Source organism: Streptomyces sp. NPDC087901 (assembly GCF_044742205.1).
Classification (GTDB): Bacteria; Actinomycetota; Actinomycetes; order Streptomycetales; family Streptomycetaceae; genus Streptomyces.
In genome coordinates this window covers 174,366-196,978 of sequence record NZ_JBIUUC010000007.1, presented here as the reverse complement: position 1 = coordinate 196,978, position 22,613 = coordinate 174,366, and the positions used below count along the sequence as shown (strand labels likewise).

Here is a 22,613-nt window from a genome sequence, read left to right as displayed (position 1 = left end):
CCCTTACGGCACATACAAAGGACGGCTCACGCGTGAGCGAGAAGAAGAAGGTCAGTCTCCTGGACGGCTTCAAGGCCTTCCTGATGCGCGGCAACGTGATCGATCTGGCGGTCGCCGTCGTCATCGGCGCCGCGTTCACGAACATCGTGAACGCCATCGTCAGGGGCGTGATCAATCCGCTCGTCGGTGCGTTCGGCACCAAGGACCTGGAGAGCTACAGCTCCTGCCTCAAGGGCCCCTGCCATACGGACCCGCGGACGGGCGAGGCGACCGAGGGCATCCGGATCCTGTGGGGTTCGGTGCTCAGCGCCACCCTCAGCTTCCTGATCACCGCTGCCGTCGTCTACTTCCTGATGGTGCTGCCGATGGCGAAGTACCTCGCCAGGCGGGCCGCCATGCAGGCGGCGAAGGAAGGCGTGCAGGAGACGATGGAGGTGAGCGAGCTGGAGGTCCTGAAGGAGATCCGCGACGCACTGGTCGCACAGCGGAGCGGCGGCAGCGGCGGCCCGGTGGAAGGGAACCACGGCGAGGACCCCGGGCGGGGCCGCCAGGAGTAGAACCGCGGGACCGGGCGGGGGCTGGCTCAGACGTGGTGGGGCGGGCTCAGACGTGGTGGAGGCTGGCTCAGACGTGGTGGGGCGGCTTCTCGTCGAGGAAACGGGCCAGGTCGGCGGCGCTGCCACCGGAGGGGGCCCGCTCACCCCACCCCCGGTCCGTATCGTCCGCGGACTGCTGGTCCAGCGGATCGTCGAAGATCAGTGCCGGCTTGGGCTTCGGCCGGTCCGGCGAGCTCGGCTTCGAATCGCGCGGTCCGGGGGCGGGGGCGGTACTCATGCCTCCAGGGTACGGCCGCCCTGCGGGGAGCGAAGGCGCACCGAAGCGCACCGCGCGAAGCCGGGGCTCCCGGCGGCCAGCCTCCCGGGACGCCGCTCAGCGGTCCTTGGGGTCGAGCCACCAGAGTCCGAGTACGACGAGGAACGACAGGCAGAGGAATCCGGCCCCCCACCAGGCGGTACCGGTGTTGCCCTCCATCCATTCGTCGATGACGACCGTGAGTCCCCAGAGCTGCCCGATGACGACGGTCATGGCCAGGGTCAGCCGTGCCGTCAGTTTCGAGGACCGCTCCGGTTCCTGGTCGCTGCCCGCTCCCGGCCCCGGCCCGGTGTGGCGGACGCGGGGGTCGCCGTAGCCGCTGGTGGGCCGGATCTGCGGGTAGCGCTCATGGACGGGCCGGTTGAGTTCGGGCCGTGCGCTGCCCGGGTGGTACTCCGGGTAGTGCGGACCGGTGGGCTGCTGGGCGTCGCTCATGTCCGCCTGCCGGAGATCGGGGGCTCGGTGGCCTCGGTACGGGAGATGCCGGGGGCCTCGGCGCCCGTGCGGACTCCGGGGCAGCCGATCCGGGAGGCGAGGTCCGGGCGGTCGTCGCCGAGCTGGCGGCACAGCCCCTTCTCGATGCTCTCGCCGGAACGGGTGGTCCCGACCGCCCAGATACTGCCGTCCGTCTGCTCGGTGAGGACCACCTTGGGCAGTCCGCGGGGCGGCGGTCCGGCCGTGACCTCGCCGGTGCGGGCGTCGAAGACACCCTCGTGACAGGGGCAGTACAGCTCGCCCTCGGAGCCCCGGTCCTTCTGCCAGAGCACGGCACAGGCCAGGTGGGTGCAGATCGCCGAGTAGCCGACAAGGGTGCCGTCATTGAGCCGGACGGCGACCGCCTTGTCCTCCTCGTCCGGGTAGCTGAAGGCGATGGACTCCCCGGGCAGCAGTTGGGAGCCGACCCTCTTCGGCGCGGGCGCCTTGTCGTCCTCGGGGTCGCCGTGGCGCGGGAGCATGCCACCCGCGACGCCGAGACCGCCGACCGCGAGACCGCCGGAGACGGTGGCCACGATGCGGAGGTAGTCGCGGCGGGTGGTGAGGGAGTCCGCCGCGATCCGGTCGTGCAGGGCCTCGCGCGGGTCCCCGGAGGGCGGCTGTCGCGAATCCCCGGGGGGCGGCTGTTCGGTGACGCTCATCGGCGGACGTCCTTCCCGTTGATCTCCACGACGGGCAGGCCGCCCGGCACCGGCCACTGGACCTTGTCGGCGGGGACGACCATGGCCACGCCGGTGCGGACCTCCGTCTCGCCGAAGACGAAGGTGTCGGCGACCTGGACCCCGGGGCGCTCGGCCTGGAGCTCCTCGACGGTTCCGTAGAAGAGCGCTCCGGTCGGGCAGACGGTGGCGCACATGGGGGCGAGACCGTAGGCGGTGCGGTCGTAGCAGAGGTTGCACTTCATCTGCAGCTTCGCCTGGAGGTCGATCTTCGGCACACCGAAGGGGCAGGCGTTGACGCAGTTGGCGCAGCCGATGCAGCGGGTGGTGTCCGCCTGCTGCACCACCCCGTCCGCGGTCACCAGGATCGCGTCGGCGGGGCAGACCTCGGCACAGGGCGCGACGGGGTCCTCGCAGTGCATGCAGACCGTGGGAAGGGAGGCGACGGACTGGCCCTCGTCGGTGTAGTCGAGGTGGATCATCGACTTGCCGCGGTGGGAGTCGCATTCCCGGCAGGCGGAGACACAGGCCTGGCAGCCGATGCAGCGTCCCGGGTCGATGAAGATCGTTCTGCCCATCATGCGGGCATCAGCTCCTTTCCGAGGTGCCACGGCCCTGCGGGGAGGTGGGCGGCAGCGGGTCGGTGCGGGAGACCTGGGTCTCCGGGTAGGCGACATGGCCAGGTGCGACCGGGGGTGCGGGAACCTCGTCGATCTTCTCGGCGTGCTCGATGCGGCAGGCGCAGACCTTGTACTCGGGGATCTTGGAGCGGGGGTCCAGAGCGTCGATGGTCAGCGCGTTGGCGGCGGTGGGGACCGGCCAGTGGTACGGGATGAAGACGGTGTCGGGGCGGATCGCCTCGGTGACCAGGGCGGGGAAGACCTCGCTGCCGCGCCGGGTGACGACGCGGACCGGTTCGCCGTTGCGGAAGCCGTGGGAGGGGTGGATCTCGGCCCAGGGGCGCGGGGTCTGTTCGACGAGGGCGCCCAGGCGGCGGGTCTGGTTGCCGGAGAGGAAGTGCGCGACGGTGCGACCGGTGGTGAGGGACATGGGGTGGTCGTCGTCGTACGGGTCCATCGGCAGGTGCCATTCGACGACCTGCATATGGATCTTGCCGTCGGGGTGGTAGGTCCTGCCGTCCTCGAAGAGCCGGGGGGTGCCGGGGTGGTCGGTGGAGGGGCAGGGCCAGGCGATTCCGCCGGTCTCCTCCAGCCGTTCGTAGGTGATGCCGTAGTAGTCGTTGACGGTTCCGGCGGAGGCGATCCGCAGTTCGTCGAAGACCTCGCGGGAATCGGCGAAGGCGAATTTGTCGCCCGCGCCGAGACGTCTGGCCAGTTCGCACATCACCCAGGTGTCGGTCCGCACGCCGGGGGGCGGGTCCTGGGCCTTGTTGTGCTTGACCACCCGGGCCTCGGCGTTGGCCATCACACCGTCGTCCTCGGCCCAGGTGGTGACGGGGAAGACGACATGCGCGTTGGCCGCGGTCTCGGAAAGGAAGAAGTCGAATTGAGCGTGGAACTCAGCGGTGTCGTAACCCTCCTTGACCACCTTGTAGTTGGGCAGGGAGACGAAGGGGTTGTTGCAGATGCCGATCAGTCCGCGGATCTCGCGGCGCTGCATCTGCCAGACCATTTCCATCATCGAGGTTCCGGCGGAAGGGAGTTCGGACTCCTCGATGCCCCAGATCTCGCAGATCTGCCGGCGGTGCTCCTCGTTCAGGATCGAGCGGCCGCCCGGCAGGAGGTCGGACTTCTGGCCGTGCTCGCGGCCGCCCTGCCCGTTGCCCTGCCCGGTGATGGTGCCGTAGCCGGCGCCGGGCTTGCCGATGTGTCCGGTGGCGGTGCAGAGGTTGATCACGCTGAGGCAGTTCTCGACGCCCTGCGAGTGGTGCTCGATGCCTCGGGCGTGCCAGGCCATGGCCTTGGGGGCGCGGGCGAAGGTGCGGGCGACCTGGACGATCTGTTCCGCGGGGATGCCGCAGATCTCGGCGGCCCGGGACGGCGGGTACTCGGCCACCTTGGCCTTCACCTCCTCCCAGCCGGTGGCGTGGGCGGCGAGGTAGGACTCGTCGGTGAGGCCTTCCTCGATGACGACGTTGAGCACGGAGTTGAAGAACGCCGAGTCGGTCCCGGGTTTGAGCGCGACATGGATGTCGGCGGTCCTGGCGATGGCCGTCTCGCGCGGGTCGATGACGATCAGGCTGGCGCCGCGGTCCCGGGCGCCCCACACGTACTGGGTCATCACGGGGAAGCACTCGCCGACGTTGGAGCCCGCGATCAGGAGGCAGTCGGTGAGCAGGATGTCGGAGAAGGGGTTGCCGGCCCGGTCGATGCCGAAGGCGAGCTTGTTGGCGCCCGCCGCGCTGACCATGCAGAGCCGGCCGTTGTAGTCGACGTGCCGGGTCTTGAGGGCGACCCGGGCGAATTTGCCGACCAGGTAGGTCTTCTCGGAGAAGAGGCTCGCGCCGCCGAGCAGCCCGAAGGCGTCGTTGCCGTAGGTCTGCTGGATGCGCTTGATCTCGGCGACGGTGAAGTCGAGAGCCTCGTCCCAGGAGACCTCCCGGAACTCCTCGTCGCGGGAGCGGCGCATGAGCGGGGCGGTGAGCCGGTCCGGGTGGTTGACCTGCTGGTACGCGTTGATGCCCTTGGGGCACAGGCGCATCCGGTTGATGTCGTGGTTGCGGGGTTCGACGCCGAAGACCTTGCCGCCGCGGTCGACGCGCAGATACATCCCGCACTGCACCCCGCAGAAGCAGCAGTGGGTGGGGACGAGCGTCTCCCCGTTCTGGTCGGCGTGCCACTGGTCGGCGGGGATGCCACCGGCGTCCCGGAATGCGCGGGTGCCGGGCGGGGCGAGGGAGGGGTCGAGGGGGACGACCGCACGGGTGTCGGCTGCTCGCGGATCCGCGGTCACTTGAAGCCCTTCTTCACCTGGGAGAGATAGGCGCTGCCGCGCAGCACCCGCTTGCAGCGCGGGCAGTACTCGGCCCACTGGTCGAAGTCGAGGCTGAGGTCGCGCATGGTGCCGCGGAGGTTCTCGACGTACGGGGCGGTGTCGATCGGTTCTTCGCAGCGCCGGCAGCTGAAGACCTCCTGGTCCTGCCGGCCGGTGTACTTGAACAGCTGCATGCCGACGGCGGCGGGGCGCTGGACGATGTGGAAGAACTTCCCGAACGGGATGTAGATGAGGGTGAAGACCACCGAGACCATGTGGAGGATCGCCAGGAACTCGTATCCGCCGCCGTGCAGGAAGATCGACGAGAAGGTGAGGAGCAGCCCCGTCACCGAGATGACGATCAGCGCGATGAGCGGCACCAGGTCGTAGCCGAACCGCTGGCCGGTGATGGCGCCGCGGTCCTTCATCCGGCGCCACAGGAAGTAGGAGGCTCCGGGGATGACGAGGACGGCGGCGATGTCCAGGCCGTGGAACATCAGCCAGCCGAGGATGTCCAGGGAGTCGAAGCCGACGATCTTGAAGCCCCAGATGCGCATCTCGTAGCCGGGCCCGGAGCCGCTGTTCGAGGTGAAGGTGAACCAGCCCCACGTCAGCGGGAAGGTGATCAGGGAGGCGAGGATGCACCCCCAGAAGATCAGCTGATGGGCGGCCCAGCGGGCGTGGGAGCGGGCGCCGAGGAACTTCTGGAAGCCCAGGTAGGTGGCGATCATCTTCGGTAGGGCGGTGGGTGCCTTACGGAAGTTCTCGGCCGAGAACAGGCTCCCCCAGCCCTTCTTGAACAGCCGTCGGGCGCCCGGGGCGGAGACCCAGACCGTGTAGCGGTAGGCGACGCCGAAAGCGAGGAAGACCGTGGCCACGGCGTACGGCAGAAGCGCGGAGTCGAAGTTCTCCAGGAACCTGCTTCCCAGCACGATGGCCACGATCAGCAGGAGGGAGACGATCACACCGGCCGCCGTCGCGCGCGCGGTGACGGACCGGGGGACGGCGGCGCCGGAGCGGGCGGACCCGCCGGAGGACGGCGGGCCGGCGGCCGCGCCGGGGGAACCGGTGCTGGCACCGGGGGCGGGCTGCGCGGCTGCGGCAGAGGCTTCTGGTGGCTCGGTCACCCCGCCACCGTAGGGCCATATGGGGATATTAGTCCTGTTTTATGGCTCTACGGGTGAGCGCGTCATGGTTCGGCCGCATCCGGGCGACGAGTTCGACGTTCGACTCACTCGGCATGCAGCCCGCCGAGGCGAAGAACCTCGCGGGCGGCGGGCACCGGACCGGCGGCGGTTGACGGGGTGTCGTGCAGGGTGAACGGCTTACTCGGCGCCCAGCCCATCGTTCGCTTGTGAACGCACTCACAAGCGCTTCGGCGCGTCCCGCTTCCCCTGTCGTCCGGCGGGTACGTTCACGGGGCACGGCTCGCCCAGCACCGTCAGCCACCCGCACACGAGGAGCACCGGATGACCGGCCAGGACACCCCAGCCCCCACATCGCCGCCCTCGCCGTCACCCCGCCGGCGGGACGCGCTGACCGATGTCGCCGGGATCCGCGTCGGGCATGCGCGGGTGGCGGGCGAGGGGGCGCTCAGCGGCACCACCGTGATCCTCGCGCCCGAGGGCGGCGCGGTCGCCGCCGTCGACGTACGCGGCGGGGGCCCGGGCACCCGGGAGACGGACGCGCTGGACCCGCGCAATCTGGTGCAGCGCATCGACGCCGTGGTCCTCACCGGCGGCAGCGCGTACGGCCTCGACGCGGCGTCAGGCGTGATGGCCTGGCTGGAGGAGCAGGGGCGCGGCGTGCGGGTCGGCGCCGATCCGGCCCAGGTGGTTCCGGTGGTCCCCGCGGCCTGCGTCTTCGACCTGGGGCGGGGCGGCGACTGGCGGGCCCGGCCGGATGCCTCGACCGGCCGGGCGGCGGTGGAGGACGCGGCGCGCGCGGAGCCGGGCGCCGCGGTCGCCGAGGGCTGCGTCGGGGCGGGCACGGGCGCGGTCGCCGGGCAGCTGAAGGGCGGGGTGGGCACGGCGAGCGTCCTGCTGCCGTCCGGGATCACCGTGGCCGCGCTGGCCGTGGTGAACGCGGCGGGTTCCGTGCTCGATCCGCGCACCGGCGTGCTGTACGGGGAGTACGGCGGCGCCGAGCCGGCCGTCGCGCCCGCGCCGGAGATCCACCAGGAGGCGCAACGGCGCCTGGCGCAGGCGCACGACGCGAACACACGCCCCCCGCTCAACACCACGCTCGCCGTCGTCGCGACGGACGCCGAACTCGGCCGCGCACAGGCACAGAAGCTCGCGGGGACGGCGCACGACGGGCTGGCGCGCGCCATCCGGCCCGTACATCTGATGACCGACGGGGACACCGTTTTCGCCCTGGCCACCGGCGGGCGATCACTGGATGCGGCGAACCCGTTCGCACTCAACGACCTGCTGGCGGCGGGCGCGGAGGCCGTGACCCGGGCCATCGTGAAGGCCGTTCGGGCCGCCACAGGCGTCAACGGCCGTGACGGCGGCGTCACATACCTCGCGTACCGCGATCTCTACGGCACACCGCAGCAAACGGCACCGTCACCGGACAACAGGGTGCACGGAGTCGACTCGCCATCGGCGTAGGGAAGTTCGGGCGAGGAACAGGAACCTTCTGCGTGCACCGTACGTTTTTCTCAACCCCGGTCACGATGTCAGACCCAGGGACTACGTTGAGCACGCATCAAGTCACACGCGGCGACGGCCTGGAGACAGCACCTTGAGCGATCCGTACGAGACAACCGAGCAGCACCTCGAGCGACTCCTGCGACGAGCTCTCAACTCGTTCGACCTGCCCGACAGTACGATCGAGCGGCTCGGCACCGCGCTCGCCCACAGCAGCTCCCTGCACTCCTCTCACCACAGTTCCTCCCTGCACCGCGAGACCTATCGGCACACGTATCTGCTGGCCGACGGCTCACCGCTCGCCCTGTGGGAGCTGGTGCACTGCGGCCCGCGCGACGCCGCGGAGCCGGGATTCGACGCGCTGCCCGACCCCCGGCAGCACGAGCTGTACGAGCTGTACGACGACGAGGCCGACGCCCACGTCGCGGCGGCCCGGCTGACCGGCGGCTTCTGCGACGGCCCTGCCTTCGGGCACGACGGGCCGCAGGCCGACCTGGAGATCCTCGACGCTTTGATGGCGGCGCCACCGGCCCCGCTCCCCCGGATGTACGCCCCGGACAACTCGGCGGACCACGCCCGCCGGGTGCTGCGCCGGGCGGAGAACCGGGATGTGCCGGGCACGGCGACGGCGCGCCTGCTGCGGTCGGCCTTCGCCCACCACATCACCCAGGTCTTCGGGCGGCAGTGCCAGGTGGACGGACGGGACGCCGGATTCACGCTGTACGAGCACGCCTTCCTGCTTCTCGACGGCAGAGAGACGAGCCTGTGGGAGGTCGAGCACACGGCGACACCGGACGGCCGTCACATGTGCGAGGTGTACGGCGACGAGGCCGCGGCGCGCGGCGCGATGGAAAGCCGTACCCGCATCTGCTGACGCACTGCCCGGCACGGCCCCGGACACGACGGTGCCCGCACCCCGGCCGGGGTGCGGGCACCGTCGCTTCTTCCGTCTTCCGCTTCCGCGTCGCGGCGGCTCAGTGCGTCAGCACCGGCTCCTTGGCAGGCTCGTCGAAGGAGTCGCCGCTCTCGTCAGCACTCTCGTCGCCGCCCTCCACGTGCTGCTTGGGCCGGGCCGGCAGCGCGAACATCACCAGGAAGATCACCGCGAGCACGCCCGCGACCCACCACAGCGACTGCTCGAAGGCGTCGGCGAACGCCGGACCGATCTCCGGCGGCGTCAGCCTGTCGCCCATCGCCCCGAAGAAGATGACCGAGACCAGAGCCAGACCCAGCGCATTGCCCATCTGCTGCACGGTGTTGAACAGTCCGGAAGCCGATCCGGAGTGCTCCTTGGGCACCTCGGACAGCACCGCGTCGGCAAGCGGGGCCACGATCAGCCCCATGCCGGCCCCCATGACCACCAGCGGGAGTGCCATCTGCCAGGACGTGATCTCCATGCCGTAGCGGTCGGACTCCCAGATGTAGAGCAACAGACCGGCGATCATGAGCAGCGCCCCCGCCTGGAGCACCTTGCGGCCGAAGCGCGGCACCAGCTTCTGCACGGAGATGCCGGCGGCGAACGAGACGGAGACCGAGAACGGGATGCCGGTCGTACCGGCCCGCAGCGCACTCCAGCCGAGCCCTTCCTGCATGTACAGCGTCCAGACCAGGAAGAAGATCCCGAGGCCGATTCCGAAGGTCAGCTGCACGGCGATGCCCGCGGCGAAGCTCTTGACCCGGAACAGCGACAGCTCGACCAGCGGCGAGCCGTCCCGGCGCGCCTTCGCCCGCTCGAACAGCACGAGGCCGGCGAAGACGACGATGCTGCCGGCCATCGACAGGTAGCCCCAGAGCGGCCAGCCCAGCTCCTCGCCGCGGGTCAGCGGGTAGATGAGCATGAGCATCGCCAGCGTCACCAGCACCACGCCGACCATGTCGAGGCGGAGCGCCTTCGGAGCCTTGGACTCGGAGATGAACTTGCGGCCCAGGATCAGGCCCGCGATGCCGACCGGCAGGTTGATCAGGAAGATCGGACGCCATTCGAGACCGGCGATGTTCCACTCGGTGAGCAGCGCGCCCAGCAGCGGACCGGACACGGCGCCGAGGCCGACGATCGCACCGAAGAGGCCGAAGACCTTGCCGCGCTCGTGGGCCGGGAAGGTGGCGTGCACGATCGACAGCACCTGCGGCACCATCAGCGCGGCCGTGCCGCCCTGGAGAATGCGGGAGGCGACCAGCATCTCCGGGTTCGCGGCGAATCCGCAGAGCGCGGAGGCCACGGTGAAGCCGCCGATCCCGATCAGGAAGAGCCGCTTGCGACCGTAGATGTCACCGAGCCGGCCACCGGTGATCAGACCGGCGGCGAAGGCCAGGGCGTACCCGGCGGTGATCCACTGGATCGAGCTGAAGGAGGCGCCGGTGTCCTCCTTGATGCTCGGGATGGCGATGTTGACGATCGTGACGTCGACCAGGTCCATGAAGGCGGCTGTCATCACGATGGCCAGGGCGAACCACCGGCGGCGGTCCGACGGGGCCGGGGGCACCGCGGGGGCGGCCGCCGACGACGGCAGGGATGCGGAAGAAGTCATATGAGGAAGTTAAACGTTCATTAGGTCAGGTCGTGACCCAATGGGCGGGCATCCTGGGTGACATGACCGACACCCCGGCACGACTGCTGAACTTGCTGTCACTGCTCCAGACGCCGCGCGAGTGGCCGGGCAGTGAACTCGCCGACCGGCTCGACGTCAGCGCCCGCACCATCCGCCGCGACATCGACCGCCTGCGCGACCTGGGCTATCCCGTCGAGGCCTCACGCGGCTCGGTCGGCGGCTACCGACTCGTGGCCGGCACGGCGATGCCGCCGCTCCTTCTGGACGACGAGGAGGCGGTGGCCATCGCGGTGGGGCTGCGGGCCGGGGCCGGTCACGCCATCGAGGGCGTCGACGAGGCCTCCGTACGGGCGCTGGCCAAGCTGGAACAGGTGCTGCCCTCACGGCTGCGCCACCGGGTCTCCACCCTGCAGAACGCGACGATGCCGCTGGCCCGCGGGGACGGCTCGACGATCGACCCGCAGACGCTGACCGTGATGGCGTCGGCGGTCACCGGCCGGGAGCGGCTGCGGTTCGCGTACCGGGCGGGGGACGGGGCCGAGACGAGACGGCAGGTGGAGCCGTACCGCCTGGTGAGCACCGGGTGGCGCTGGTATCTCGTCGCGTACGACCTGGAGCGGGAGGACTGGCGCACCTTCCGGGTAGACCGGGTGAGTGATCCGTATCCGACGGGCGCCCGTTTCACGCCCCGCGAGCTACCGACCGGCGACGCGGCGGAGTTCCTCAGCAGTTCCATGGCACGCAGGCAGCCGGAGCTCGCGGTCGACGTGAGCTTCGCGGCGCCCGCCGAGTTCGTGGCATCGCGGCTGCCCGCCTCGATCGGCCCGCTGGAGCAGACCGGCGAGCACGGCTGCCGGCTGCGGGCGGTGCTGACCGACTCACTGGAATGGGTGGCGTTGCGCCTCGCACTGGTGGACTGCGAGTTCACCGCGCACCAGCCGCCGCAGCTGGTGACGTACCTGAGCGACCTGGGCAGCCGGCTCACCCGCGCGGCGGCATCCCGGGCGACGCCCGCCTCGTAGAACCCTTCGCGCTACCGGAAAGGACCGCCGGGAAAGACACCCGGAAACGCGCCGGAAGACACCGGAAGACGCCGGGAAGAGCCGGGAAGAGCCGGGATACACCGGCAGGCGCCGGAAAAAAGGATGAGCCCCGGCGCCAGGGGGGGGTGGGCGCCGGGACTCAGCTCTAGGGGGCCACCGATGTGAAGCGGCCCAATTCGGAGGTTACTGGACGCGAGCTCATGCCGCAGCGTCAAAACCCGTGTCGTGAGCCATTCGCTTCAGTTCGAGCAGCGCGTGCTTCTCTATCTGGCGGATCCGCTCGCGAGTGAGCCCGTGCTGCTTGCCCACCTCGGTCAGGGTCCGCTCACGGCCGTCCTCGATGCCGTAACGCATACGGATGATCGACGCGGTGCGGTTGTCGAGCTTGCCGATCAGCTCCTCCAGCTCCTCGCTGCGCAGCAGTGTCATCACGGACTGCTCGGGCGAAACGGCGGAGGTGTCCTCCAGGAGGTCACCGAACTGCGTGTCGCCGTCGTCGTCCACCGACATGTTCAGACTGACCGGGTCGCGGGCCCAGTCCAGGACGTCGCTGACCCGCGACGTGGTCGAGTCCAGCTCGGCGGCGATCTCCGAGTGCTCCGGGTCGCGCCCGTTCTCGCGGTTGAATTCGCGCTGGACACGGCGGATCCGGCCGAGCTCCTCCACCAGGTGGACGGGGAGCCGGATCGTGCGCGACTGGTCGGCTATTGAACGGGTGATGGCCTGCCGGATCCACCACGTCGCATACGTGGAGAACTTGAAGCCCTTGGCGTAGTCGAACTTCTCGACCGCGCGCACCAGTCCGGCGTTGCCCTCCTGGATCAGGTCGAGCAGGGGCAGACCGGCTCGCGGATAGCGGCGGGCCACGGCAACGACAAGCCGGAGGTTGGAACGGATGAATATGTCCTTGGCGCGCTCGCCCTCGGCGACCAGCGCCTCCAGCTCCTCGCGCGAGGCCCCGCCGGCTTTGCTCTCCACCGCACCGTCGAGGACCTGCTGCGCGAAGACGCCCGCTTCCAGGGTCTGCGACAGCTCGACCTCCTTGGCGGCATCGAGCAGCGGCGTGCGCGCGATCTCGTCCAGGTACATGCCGACCAGGTCGCGATCGGCGATCTCCCCGCCCACGGCGCGAACACTGCCTGCCCGCTTGGTCCCGCCGGTGGCGGACGAACGACGGGCGACGGCACGGGTTGCCATGCGTGCTCCCTTGCTAAGTAGGTCGCGACACCTTTTCGGGTGCCCTGCATCCGATGGAAACAACGACTGGAATCCGGACAGAATTCCCATGACCGGCATTCATTTTCGAGATCATGCAGTACCCTGTCGCGCCACCAGGGAGGGCACATGACACAGCCGGACACAGAAGTGCAGGTCAGACCAGGGAACGAGGGCGATCTGGGGCCTCTCACGGACATCTACAACCATTACGTACGTGAGACCGCCCTCACATTCGACACAGCCCCGTTCACTCCCGAGCAGCGCCTCCCCTGGTTGCGCTCTCACCCTGAAGACGGCCCGCACCGGCTTCTGGTTGCTCAGGATGTCCGTAATGTCGACGAACCGAGCGGAGGCCCTCGGATCCTGGGCTACGCCACCAGCAGCGCGTTCCGCCCCAAGGCGGCGTACTCCACGTCCGTCGAGGTGAGCGCCTACTGCTCCCCCGGCGCCACGGGCCGAGGCATCGGCACCCTCCTCTACGCGGCGCTCTTCGAGGCCCTCGCCGGCGAGGACCTGCGTCGCGCGTACGCGGGCATCACCCAGCCCAACGAGTCCTCGGTCCGGCTGCACGAACGCTTCGGCTTCCGCCACATCGGTACGTACTCGGAGGTCGGCCGGAAGTTCGACCGGTACTGGGACGTGGCCTGGTACGAGAAACACCTGGGGCCGCAGACCTAGGGCCGCAGCCCGCCCCGTCCGGGACCTCAGCCGGTTACCGGGCAGGCTGTCCGCCGAGAAGGTCTTCGCGCGGGCGGCAGCCCACGGCGACGACCACACCATCAAGTTCACCGACACCGCACTGGACACCGGCGACGCGACCGCACGGGCCGCCGCGCTCCGCTCGGTCGAGCTGAACCCGCCGGCGTTCTGACCTCGGCCCCGGGTCTCCGCCCCGGGGCCGGCCCGGGGCGGCAGGCCCGTCCCTTCGCCTCAGCCGAACTGCACCGAGCGCTTGGCCAGACCCATCCAGAAGCCTTCGATCACGCTGCGCCCCTGGTCGAGCTCCTGCTCCGCGGCCCCGAGCGTGACGAAGAGCGGGGCGAAGTGCTCGGTGCGCGGATGGGCCAGCCGGCCGGCCGGGGACTTGTGCTCGAAGTCCAGCAGCGCGTCGATGTCCCGCGCCTGGAGCGCGCGGTGTCCCCAGTCGTCGAACTCCGCCGACCAGCCGGGCACGCCGCCACCCGCATGGCGCAGCGCGGCCAGGTTGTGGGTGAAGAAGCCGCTGCCGACGATCAGGACGCCCTCGTCGCGCAGCGGCGCGAGCTTGCGCCCGATGTCCATCAGCTTCTGCGGGTCCAGGGTGGGCATGGAGATCTGCAGCACCGGAATGTCGGCCGCCGGGAACATCTCCACCAGCGGGACATAGGCCCCGTGGTCGAGGCCCCGGTCCGGGATGTCCTGGACCGGCGTACCGGCGCCACGCAGCAGCTTCCGGACGCTCTCGGCCAGCTTCGGGGCACCCGGCGCGGCGTACCGCACCTGGTAGTAGTGCTCAGGGAAGCCCCAGAAGTCGTAGACCAGCGGGATCATCTCGGTGGCGCCGAGCGCGAGCGGTGCCTCCTCCCAATGGGCGGAGACCATGAGGACGGCGGTGGGCCGGGGCAGCCCGGCGGACCAGGCCGCGAGCTCGCCGGGCCAGACCGGGTCGTCGGCCAGCGGCGGTGCGCCGTGGGAGAGATAGAGGGCGGGCATGCGCTCCGCGGTGACTGTCATGACACTCCCCATCCACTGCTGCTCAAGGTAAGTCTTCTACGGGGCCTTCAACAGGAACAGTTCTTTAATCTTCAAGTTCCTACCCTTGGAGACCTTAGCTCTATCTAGTTCAACTTTCAAGAAAAGGTCGTACAGTGGAGTACATGACCACGGCATCCACCGGTGGGCCGCGCTGGCTCAGCGAAGAAGAACAGAGCGTCTGGCGTGCGTATCTGCACGCCACCACGCTCCTGGAGGATCACCTCGACCGCCAGTTGCAGCGCGATGCCGGCATGCCGCACATCTATTACGGACTGCTCGTCCAGCTCTCCCAGGCGCCCCGCCACCAGATGCGGATGACCGAACTGGCCAAGGACGCCAAGATCACCCGGTCCCGCCTCTCGCACGCCGTCGCCCGGCTGGAGAAGAGCGGCTGGGTGCGCCGCGAGGACTGTCCGTCCGACAAGCGCGGCCAGAACGCGGTCCTCACCGAGGAGGGCTACGAGATGCTCCGCCGCTCGGCCCCGGGCCACGTCAGCGCCGTACGTCAGGCGATGTTCGACCGGCTCACCCCCGAGCAGGTGCACACGCTCGGCGAGATCATGCAGGTCATGGCGACCGGCCTCCAGCCGGAGGGCACCGACGCCGACCTCCCCTGGCTCCGCTGACCGCGCCACGCCCCCGCAAGCACGCACCTCTGCCCCGGTTCCGTCGAACGGAACCGGGGCAGAGTTCGCTTCACACCGTGTCACGGCACGCCGCGCGCGAGCGGTCAGTGCGCGACGACCGGCACCTTGAACTCGTCCTCGACACCCGCGGCGTCACCGGAACCGGTGCCCCCGGACGTCGTGGTGACCGACGGACGGCCGGCGTTGATGAAGGTCCCCGCGATCGCGGCGGCCACCACCAGGATGCCGACGGCCCACCAGATGGCGCCGGTGAAGCCGTGCACCATCGACTGGAGCTTCAGCAGCTCCGGGTCGGTGGCACCGAGCGCGGCGTGCGAGGTGGCGTACGCCGTGGCGGCCGAGGCGGCGATGGTGTTGAGCAGCGCCGTACCGATCGCACCACCGACCTGCTGCGAGGTGTTGACCATCGCGGAGGCGACACCCGCGTCACGCGGCTCGATGCCGTGCGTGGCCAGCGACATGGCGGGCATGAACGCCGTACCCATGCCGAGACCCAGCAGGAGCTGCCCCGGCAGGATGACCGCCGCGTAGGACGAGTCGATCTCCAGCTGCGTGAGCAGCAGCATGCCGACACCGGCGGTCAGGAAGCCGGGAGCCATCAGCATGCGGGCCGGGACCCGCGTCATCAGCCGGGCGCCGATCTGCGTCGAGCCGGCGATCATGCCCACGATCATCGGCATGAAGGCGAAGCCGGTCCTGATCGGCGAGTAGCCCTTGACGACCTGCAGGTAGTACGTGAGGAACAGGAACAGGCCGAACATCGCGATGATGGCCAGACCCAGCGAGAGGTAGACGCCACCGCGGTTGCGGTCCATCACGACGCGCAGCGGGAGCAGCGGGGACTTGACCTTGGACTCGGTCAGGACGAACGCCAGCAGCAGCACGCCGGAGGCGACGAACGTCCCGATGGTCAGCGAGTCCGACCAGCCGCTGGACTCGGCGCGGGTGAATCCGTACACCAGCGAGACCAGACCCAGCGCGGACAGGACGACGCCGGGGATGTCGAGCGAGGAACGGTTACGGCTGCCGGCCGGCTCGCGGATCACGAAGTACGCACCGGCCGCGGCGACGATCGCGAACGGGATGTTGACGAAGAACGTCCAGCGCCAGTTCAGCGTCTGGGTGAGCAGACCGCCGAGGATCAGACCGACGGCGCCACCGCCACCGGCGATCGCACCGTAGATGCCGAACGCCTTGGCGCGCTCCTTGGCATCGGTGAACATCACCGCGAGCAGCGAGAGGGCCGCCGGGGCGAGCAGCGCGCCGAACACGCCCTGGAGCGCACGGGAGCCGAACAGCATGCCCTGGTTCTGCGCAGCGCCGCCGAGTGCGGAGGCCAGCGCGAAGCCGATCAGACCGACGACGAAGGTGCGCTTACGGCCCCAGAGGTCGGCGATCCGGCCACCGAAGAGCAGCAGTCCGCCGAAGGCGAGGGCGTAGGCCGTGATGACCCACTGCTTGTTGGCATCGGTGATGCCGAGGTCGGTCTGGGCGTGCGGGAGCGCGATGTTCACGATGGTGGCGTCGAGCACGACCATCAACTGCGCGAGTGCGATGAACGCCAGCGCCTTCCAGCGACTGGGGTCCGGGAGTCGGATATCAGCTGTTTTTGACATGGGAGTAGCCACCTAAGGGCGCGCGAGAGCGCGCGAGGTCGTTAACCGTGCGTTCGGTGAGGGCCGAACGGAAGCGAGGGTCGGGCTCTGGTCAGGGAGAAGGTGGTCGAGGCGTGGCGGACACGCGGCCGGGCGTCCGGTTCAGGAGCCCGGTGCGCTGGTCAGGTCCGCCGCCGCAGGTCCTCCAAGGTCGCCGCCGTCCCGGGGAGTACGGACCGGGCCGGGGCCTCCAGTCCGTCCAGGAACAGCTGGATGTGGCGGTGGGTGAACCGGTCGATGTTCGGGCAGGCGATGCCGGGCAGCGGCCGGGTGAGCTGGGAGAGGGCGACCAGTACGTCTCCGACGGCGATGTCGGTACGCAGGCGCCCCACGGACATGGCGCGCGCGACGAGCCCCTCGACGGCCTCTTCGAGGCGCCGGAGCTCGGCGAGCAGTTCGGGATGGTCCTTGTCGAAGCCGCCGGCCAGCATGGGGCACAGCGCCCCGATCCGTTCGTCGGCCGCCGCGTGCACGAAGCGGCTGAGCGCGACGAAGGCGTCGGGCTCCTCCCTCGCGGCCTCCTCGGCACGGTCGGTGGTTCGGGAGGTGACCGCGAGGACGACCTCATGGGTCAGTGCGGCCCGGTCGGGGAAGTTCCGGTAGAGGGTGGCGTTGCCGACGCCCGCGCGGCGGGCGACCTCGTCGAGCGGCACGTCCGGCCCGAACTCGACGAACATCTCGCGCGCGGCCGTCACGATCCGCTCCCGGTTGCGCAGCGCGTCGGCCCGCGGGCGGGGCGTACGCGGCTGCGCGGTTCCGGCTGCGGTGCGGGCGACGGTGTCCACGGCGGCGCTCCTTCTCTTCCTGGTCTCCGGCTGGTCTTCCGGCTGGTCTTCCGGCTGGTCTTCCGGCTTGATGACCTCCGGATGATCTTCCGGACGGTCGTCCGACTACGGGTTCTGCTGCTCCGGCGGGTACCTGCCTGGGGCTTGTGCCCGCCCGAGCTCGTGCCGTTCCTGCGTTGGTAACTCCGGCGACCCATCCGGTTAACCGGGGACCGCTTCCCCGTTTCGCAGGGACACCGATGCAAACGGGGAAATGATCCCCGGTTATTTCCGACTCCATTGTGACCCGCGTCACACTCTTCGGACTGGGAAAAAAACCCACCGATCGGCGCACCCAACGCGCGGCGCCGCACCGCCCGGCCGAGGCTGATCGACAGAGCGCAGTCGGGGTCGGCCGACTGCCGCGGACCCGAAGGCGCCTCTATGCAGAAGCCCCGCCACCGGATACGCAAGCACCGTCACCCGGTAGCCCTCGGCGCGGCAACGGCCCTGGTCATCGCGGCACTGGCCTCGGCCAGCAGCACCCTCCCCCTGCCCAGCCGGGCCTCCGCCGGACCGCTGACCACCGCCCGGTCGGCCGGTCTCGGCCCGTGCCGGATATCGGCGACCATGGGGGTACAGATGTCGGAGGGCATGCCCACGCAGCCGGGCTACGCCCGTTCCACCGGCCAGGTGCACGCACTGAACCTGATGATCGACTTCCCTGACGCGCCGGGGAAGGAACCGGCCATGGACCGGCTGGCGGAGTTCTTCCCCCAGACCACGGACTGGTTCCGCACCAGTTCCTACGGACGGCTCACCTATGTGCCCGAAGCGCCGGTGAAGTCCTGGCTGCGGATGCCGCTGCCGTTCTCGGGGTACGGGATCGAACGCGGATCACCGTACGAACCGGGCTACCGCCACCTCGTCCAGGACATCGTCGCCGCCGCCGACCCGAAGGTGGACTTCACCGCATACGACCTGATCAACATCCTGGTCACTCCGAACGCCGGGCCCTCCGCCCTGGACACCGTGCTGTCCGTGACCTTCTCGGGCAACGACGACGCCCCGTACGCGGACGGCGTCCCGCTCTCCAACACGTCCTTCGTCTACAGCCGCCAGGACGACGGCTCGGGCTCGTACCCCCAGACCGGCTACCGAGTCCTGCCGCACGAGAACGGCCATATCTTCGGCCTGCCCGACCTCTACACGATGGAGGGCGGGGGCTCGGTCGGGCACTGGGACATCATGTCGGAGGACTGGGGCGCCAACAACGACCTGCTGGGCTGGCACAAATGGAAGCTCGGCTGGCTGGACAACAACCAGATCAGCTGCGCCTCCCAGCCCGGCACCAGCGACCACGTCCTGGAACCGCTGGCCACCCACGGCGGCACGAAGCTGGCGTTCGTACCGCTGACCGCGGAATCCGGCTACGCGGTGGAGGTACGGACCCAGGCCGGAAACGACCAGGACGTGTGCCGGCCGGGCGTACTGATCTACAAGGTGAGCTCGGACGTCGACACCGGCCAGGGCCCCGTGTCCGTCACCGACAGCACCAGGGACAGCAGCGGCTGCACCCGGCTGCCCAATGTGCACGCCGAACTCTCCGACGCCCCGTTCCAGCCCGGCCAGACCTTCACCGACCGGGCCAACGGGGTCCGCATCTCGGTGCTCGACAAGGACACCAAGGGCTACTACCGCGTACGCATCACTCGCCTCTGACCACGCGCGCTTCGCGCGGCTGCCGGCACGGGCGCAGAGTCGGAGGATCGCGGCGCCCATGTGGGGGCGGTCGGGGTGGCCCGGGTAATCGGGCGGCCCAGGTGACCCGGTCGGGGTGGTGGTCCAGCAGCGGCTCGACCTCGGCTCAGCACACGTTCTCGCTACCGCGACCGGCCATGTCCTCGCTCCGGTCGACGGCATCGACCCGGCCCTCCCGGACCACCGCCAGGTCTCCGGTACGGAACCAGCCGCCGGTGAACGCCTGCGCCGTGGCCTCCTCGTCCTGCCAGTAGCCACGGAACAGTGCCTGCCCACGGAGCCACAGCTCGCCGGTCTCCCCGTCGGGCAGCGCCTCGCCCGCCGGGCCGGCGATCCGCACCTCGGTACTCGGCGTCGGCCGCCCCACGCTGCCCGGGTGGAGCCGGCACTCGGCGCCGAAGTCCACCATGACGCCGCCGCCGGTCTCGGTCAGCCCGTAGCCGTTGCGCGGCTCGATCCGCTCCCCGTAGCGGGCGGTCAACTGCGCGACCAGGTCCCGTGGTGCCGCGGCCCCACCGGTGTCGAGCACCTGGAGGCTCTCCAGCCCGTCTCCCGTCCGGGCAGCCGCGGCAAGCAGCTGCAAGGCGCTCGTCGGCGCCCCGGAGAACTGCGTGACGTGGTGCTCCCGGATCAGCCGCAGCGCCTCCTCCGCGTCCCACTCGCGCATCAGAACGACGACGCCGCCCACCGACATCGCGGCACAGAGGCCCGCGAAGGCGGCCACGTGGGAGAACGGGAACGTCAGCAGCGTGACGGGCGCGGGTCCCTGCCCCGGGATGACTCCCCGGCCGAGCGCGGAGGCGGCCGCGTGGAAGCGCGGGTTGCGCGCGGCACCCGCCTGGGCGAGTTGCGTGGCGACGGCACCCTTGGGCCTGCCGGTGATGCCCGGGGTGTAGATGATCGTCGCGTCGTCCTCGGGCCGGATCTCGACCTCGGGCGGCGCGGCGAACGGATCGGGCGCCGGCAGGTCCTCGTACCGCTCGACGCCCTCCGCGTACCGGCTGCCGCCCTCGGCAAGCCCCCCGGCGCGGACCTCGTGAGCGGGGCGGTGGCCGTTGTCGCCGTCATCGCCGCCGTCACCGTCACCGCCGTCGTCATCGCCGCCGTCACCGCCGCCGTCACCGCCGAAGACGATCACGCGCACCCCGGCCCTCCGGGCCCATTCCGCGACCGGCGGCAGCCGCTCCCCGTCGACCAGCAGCACCCGTGGCCCGCAGTCGTCGAACGCGTGGGTGAACTCCTCCTCCGTCCACCGGGCGTTCAGCGGGACGGCGACCAGCCCGGCCAGCTGGGCGGCCCAGAACGCGATCTGCCACTCCGGCCGGTTGCGCATCGCGACCACCGCACGGTCGCCCGGGCGGAGCCCGTACCCCTCACTCAGCCGGCATGCCAGAGCGGACGCGGCGGCGAAGAACTCGCCGTACGAACAGCTGCGCCCCTCCGTGATCAGGAACGGCTGGTCCCCGAACGCCCATGTGGTCTCCACGAACTCACGGAGCGTCCTGGGCCCGTCCGCGTACACGAGCGAGCCCGCCTGCGGCCCGTCCTCCTCCCGCACGACAGCGAACGGACCGCCGGGACCCGTCAGCGCGGCATGCACACGAGCCGCCGCCGGTACGTCGCCCTTCGCCGCGGCGGGCCCGGAGGAGGGAGATACGGCTGGGGTCGGATCGGAATGCGGCACGGACAACCTTTCTGAGTACGGCATCGGGCGGCACGCCCCGTATGACGCAACACATTGACGGCAATCCCGATCGGCCGCCCTTCAAGTACCGATCAAGCACGAGTGACTCACGTCACAGCGCGAACGGTCGCACCCGAAGCCGCGCGGACTCCAGGTACAGGCCAACTTCCCTCAACGGCCCGATCCAGGACAAAATGCGAAAGAACCCCGGGGTGAGCAGTGGTCGCAAGACGCGCACCGAGGCGCAAGCACAGGTGTCCGCAGGTTTCCGCAGGTTTCCGAGGACGCGGTGTCCATCTCCGATACCGAGCGACAATCCGGAGCGTCCGTGCCGCCGCCCCCCGCAGCCTCCCCCACCCTGATCGGCTCCGTGCAGCGTGCCCTGCGGCTCCTGGAAGCGGCGGCGGACCATCCGCACGGTGCCACAGCGAAGCAACTGGCCCGCCGTGCCCAACTGCCGCTGAGCACGACGTACCACCTGCTGCGCACCCTTGTGCACGAGGGCTACCTGCGTCGGGACCAGGGCCTGTACGTGCCCGGGGACGCCACGCTCAACCTCGTCCGCCCGGCCGAAGCCGGCTCGGACCCCTCGCGCTGGCTGACCGAGGTGGCCCACGACCTGGACGCCGCCGTCTACCACGCGCTCTACGTGGACGGCGAGATACGGCTCACGCACGCCGTGGACGGGCCCTCCCACGCGAAGGTCGAAGAGAGCGCGCCCTTCGGCGCATCGGCCCACGCCCACGCCATCGGCCAGTGCCTCCTGGGCCAGCTCGACGAGGCCTCCCGCCGGAAACACCTGGACCGCCATCCGCCCTTTCCCCTGGCCCGGAACACGGTGGCGGAGCCCGAAACCGTCCTCAGCAGACTGGCCCGTGCCCGCAGGGGCGAGCCCGTGCAGGAGACCGAGGAGTACGCGATGGGCGTGGTCTGCGCCGCCGTGCCCATCACCGTCGGCGCCATCCCCTCGACCATCGCGATCTCGCTCCCGCTGGCCGAGGCGCACCGGTTGCACAGCACCGCCCAGCAGCTCAAAGCACGCAGCGAACGCACTCTGACCTCGCTCGCGTTCACCGTCACCGGCTGACCGCCGAAGAAGCGGCAAGCGCCGAGCGGCTGCCCGGCGCCCCGACTGCCGGGCACCCCGACTGCCCGGTCGCCCAACGGCCCGGTGGCCCAGCGACTCGGTCGCCCAACGGCCCGGTGGCCCAGCGACTCGGTCGCCCAACGGCCCGGTGGCCCAGCGACTCGGTCGCCGAACCGGTCAGGAATCAAGAAGCACCCGCGGCAGGCCCGCAAATAACGTGAAGCACATGACCTCCATCGAAGCCCTCACCCTCGAGGTGGCCGACACCGCGGCCGCCCACACCTTCTACACCGCCCTCGGCCTGGGCACCCGGGTAGGCCTGCGCTCCTCGGATGCGCCCACCAGCGGATTCCGCGGGTTCTCGCTGTCGCTCACGGTGCCCCAGCCGGCCGACGTCCGCGGCCTCGTCGACGCCGCCCTCGACGCCGGCGCCACGTCGCTGAAGCCCGCCACCAAGTCGTTCTGGGGCTACGGCGGCGTCGTACAGGCCCCGGACGGAACGATCTGGAAGATCGCCACATCGGCGAAGAAGGACACCGCCCCGGCCACCGGGCAGATCGACCAGATGGTGCTCCTGCTGGGCACTGCGAGCGTGACCGCCAGCAAGCGCTTCTACGTCGAGCGCGGGCTGACCGTGGCCAAGAGTTTCGGCAGCAAGTACGTCGAGTTCGACACCCAGGGCAGCCCCGTCAAGCTGGCCCTGTACGGGCGCCGCGCGCTCGCCAAGGACGTCGGCGTGCCTGTCGACGGCACCGGCGCACACCGGCTCGCGCTCGTGGGCGGCACCGGCGCATTCACCGACCCGGACGGGTTCGGCTGGGAGGCCGCGTCGCTGACGCCCGCGCCTTGATGCGGT

20 protein-coding genes and 1 pseudogene are annotated in these 22,613 nt (G+C 70.2%); 9 read left to right on the top strand and 12 right to left on the bottom strand.

The window, feature by feature from the left end:
- The first annotated feature begins 32 nt into the window (after window positions 1-32).
- Window positions 33-557: an MscL family protein gene (locus ACIOEW_RS22930; RefSeq protein WP_362542437.1), complete on the top strand. Its 525-nt coding sequence runs from the start codon at window positions 33-35 to the stop codon at window positions 555-557.
- Window positions 558-624: 67 nt separating this feature from the next.
- Here ACIOEW_RS22930 and ACIOEW_RS22925 read toward each other — a convergent pair whose 3' ends face one another.
- The 6 genes from ACIOEW_RS22925 to ACIOEW_RS22900 all read right to left on the bottom strand — a co-directional run bounded on the left by ACIOEW_RS22925 (window position 625) and on the right by ACIOEW_RS22900 (window position 6,088).
- Window positions 625-834: a hypothetical protein gene (locus ACIOEW_RS22925; RefSeq protein ID WP_306070423.1), complete on the bottom strand. Its 210-nt coding sequence runs from the start codon at window positions 832-834 to the stop codon at window positions 625-627.
- 96 nt (window positions 835-930) lie between these two features.
- On the bottom strand, window positions 931-1,308 hold the full coding sequence (locus tag ACIOEW_RS22920) for a hypothetical protein (protein WP_350992272.1): 378 nt from the start codon (window positions 1,306-1,308) through the stop codon (window positions 931-933).
- Entirely contained in the window at window positions 1,305-2,009 is a 705-nt protein-coding gene (locus ACIOEW_RS22915; RefSeq protein WP_401965470.1) for a ubiquinol-cytochrome c reductase iron-sulfur subunit, read from the bottom strand. Before ACIOEW_RS22915 ends, ACIOEW_RS22920 begins: the two co-directional genes overlap by 4 nt.
- Complete coding sequence (locus tag ACIOEW_RS22910; RefSeq protein WP_362542433.1) at window positions 2,006-2,608, bottom strand: 4Fe-4S dicluster domain-containing protein; 603 nt, start codon at window positions 2,606-2,608, stop codon at window positions 2,006-2,008. The genes ACIOEW_RS22915 and ACIOEW_RS22910 overlap by 4 nt, the downstream gene beginning before the upstream one ends.
- A gap of 7 nt (window positions 2,609-2,615) precedes the next feature.
- The gene (locus ACIOEW_RS22905) at window positions 2,616-4,940 is read right to left on the bottom strand and encodes a molybdopterin oxidoreductase family protein (protein WP_362542431.1); all 2,325 of its coding nucleotides are present in this window, start codon (window positions 4,938-4,940) and stop codon (window positions 2,616-2,618) included.
- On the bottom strand, window positions 4,937-6,088 hold the full coding sequence (locus ACIOEW_RS22900; protein ID WP_401965466.1) for an MFS transporter: 1,152 nt from the start codon (window positions 6,086-6,088) through the stop codon (window positions 4,937-4,939). Before ACIOEW_RS22900 ends, ACIOEW_RS22905 begins: the two co-directional genes overlap by 4 nt.
- 342 nt (window positions 6,089-6,430) lie before the next feature.
- Between ACIOEW_RS22900 and ACIOEW_RS22895 the strand changes: the two genes are divergently transcribed.
- Both ACIOEW_RS22895 and ACIOEW_RS22890 read left to right on the top strand, forming a co-directional pair.
- Window positions 6,431-7,576, top strand: coding sequence for a P1 family peptidase (locus ACIOEW_RS22895; RefSeq protein ID WP_401965463.1), 1,146 nt, complete (start codon window positions 6,431-6,433; stop codon window positions 7,574-7,576).
- 133 nt (window positions 7,577-7,709) lie between these two features.
- Window positions 7,710-8,489 carry a DUF6227 family protein gene (locus ACIOEW_RS22890; protein ID WP_401965461.1) on the top strand — a complete coding sequence of 260 codons (780 nt, stop codon included), beginning with the start codon at window positions 7,710-7,712 and terminating at the stop codon, window positions 8,487-8,489.
- Between the two features lie 100 nt (window positions 8,490-8,589).
- On the opposite strand, the gene ACIOEW_RS22885 is transcribed toward ACIOEW_RS22890, so the two are convergent.
- Window positions 8,590-10,143: an MFS transporter gene (locus ACIOEW_RS22885; RefSeq protein WP_401965458.1), complete on the bottom strand. Its 1,554-nt coding sequence runs from the start codon at window positions 10,141-10,143 to the stop codon at window positions 8,590-8,592.
- Between the two features lie 62 nt (window positions 10,144-10,205).
- Between ACIOEW_RS22885 and ACIOEW_RS22880 the strand changes: the two genes are divergently transcribed.
- Window positions 10,206-11,186, top strand: coding sequence for a transcriptional regulator (locus tag ACIOEW_RS22880; RefSeq protein ID WP_362542418.1), 981 nt, complete (start codon window positions 10,206-10,208; stop codon window positions 11,184-11,186).
- Window positions 11,187-11,405: 219 nt separating this feature from the next.
- Here ACIOEW_RS22880 and ACIOEW_RS22875 read toward each other — a convergent pair whose 3' ends face one another.
- Window positions 11,406-12,404, bottom strand: a complete 999-nt coding sequence (locus ACIOEW_RS22875; protein ID WP_362542415.1) for a sigma-70 family RNA polymerase sigma factor — start codon at window positions 12,402-12,404, stop codon at window positions 11,406-11,408.
- 147 nt (window positions 12,405-12,551) lie between these two features.
- Here ACIOEW_RS22875 and ACIOEW_RS22870 point away from each other — a divergent pair, with 147 nt between their 5' ends.
- Entirely contained in the window at window positions 12,552-13,103 is a 552-nt protein-coding gene (locus tag ACIOEW_RS22870) for a GNAT family N-acetyltransferase (protein WP_401965454.1), read from the top strand.
- A 252-nt stretch (window positions 13,104-13,355) separates the two neighbouring features.
- On the opposite strand, the gene ACIOEW_RS22865 is transcribed toward ACIOEW_RS22870, so the two are convergent.
- Complete coding sequence (locus tag ACIOEW_RS22865) at window positions 13,356-14,138, bottom strand: dioxygenase (protein ID WP_401965451.1); 783 nt, start codon at window positions 14,136-14,138, stop codon at window positions 13,356-13,358.
- Between the two features lie 134 nt (window positions 14,139-14,272).
- Between ACIOEW_RS22865 and ACIOEW_RS22860 the strand changes: the two genes are divergently transcribed.
- On the top strand, window positions 14,273-14,785 hold the full coding sequence (locus tag ACIOEW_RS22860) for a MarR family transcriptional regulator (RefSeq protein WP_362542406.1): 513 nt from the start codon (window positions 14,273-14,275) through the stop codon (window positions 14,783-14,785).
- A gap of 104 nt (window positions 14,786-14,889) precedes the next feature.
- Here ACIOEW_RS22860 and ACIOEW_RS22855 read toward each other — a convergent pair whose 3' ends face one another.
- Both ACIOEW_RS22855 and ACIOEW_RS22850 read right to left on the bottom strand, forming a co-directional pair.
- A complete protein-coding gene (locus ACIOEW_RS22855) occupies window positions 14,890-16,422 on the bottom strand; it encodes an MFS transporter (protein WP_362542403.1) in 1,533 nt (510 codons plus the stop codon).
- Between the two features lie 161 nt (window positions 16,423-16,583).
- Window positions 16,584-17,246, bottom strand: a complete 663-nt coding sequence (locus tag ACIOEW_RS22850) for a TetR/AcrR family transcriptional regulator (RefSeq protein ID WP_362542400.1) — start codon at window positions 17,244-17,246, stop codon at window positions 16,584-16,586.
- A gap of 423 nt (window positions 17,247-17,669) precedes the next feature.
- On the opposite strand from ACIOEW_RS22850, the gene ACIOEW_RS22845 reads away from it, so the two are divergent.
- Window positions 17,670-18,947, top strand: coding sequence for a M6 family metalloprotease domain-containing protein (locus ACIOEW_RS22845; RefSeq protein WP_401965446.1), 1,278 nt, complete (start codon window positions 17,670-17,672; stop codon window positions 18,945-18,947).
- A gap of 148 nt (window positions 18,948-19,095) precedes the next feature.
- Here ACIOEW_RS22845 and ACIOEW_RS22840 read toward each other — a convergent pair.
- Window positions 19,096-20,694, bottom strand: a pseudogene (locus tag ACIOEW_RS22840) (class I adenylate-forming enzyme family protein); the annotation flags it as partial.
- A 304-nt stretch (window positions 20,695-20,998) separates the two neighbouring features.
- On the opposite strand from ACIOEW_RS22840, the gene ACIOEW_RS22835 reads away from it, so the two are divergent.
- Complete coding sequence (locus tag ACIOEW_RS22835; RefSeq protein WP_401965445.1) at window positions 20,999-21,757, top strand: IclR family transcriptional regulator; 759 nt, start codon at window positions 20,999-21,001, stop codon at window positions 21,755-21,757.
- Window positions 21,758-21,983: 226 nt separating this feature from the next.
- Window positions 21,984-22,607 carry a glyoxalase gene (locus ACIOEW_RS22830; RefSeq protein ID WP_401965442.1) on the top strand — a complete coding sequence of 208 codons (624 nt, stop codon included), beginning with the start codon at window positions 21,984-21,986 and terminating at the stop codon, window positions 22,605-22,607.
- The last annotated feature ends 6 nt before the right edge of the window (window positions 22,608-22,613 follow it).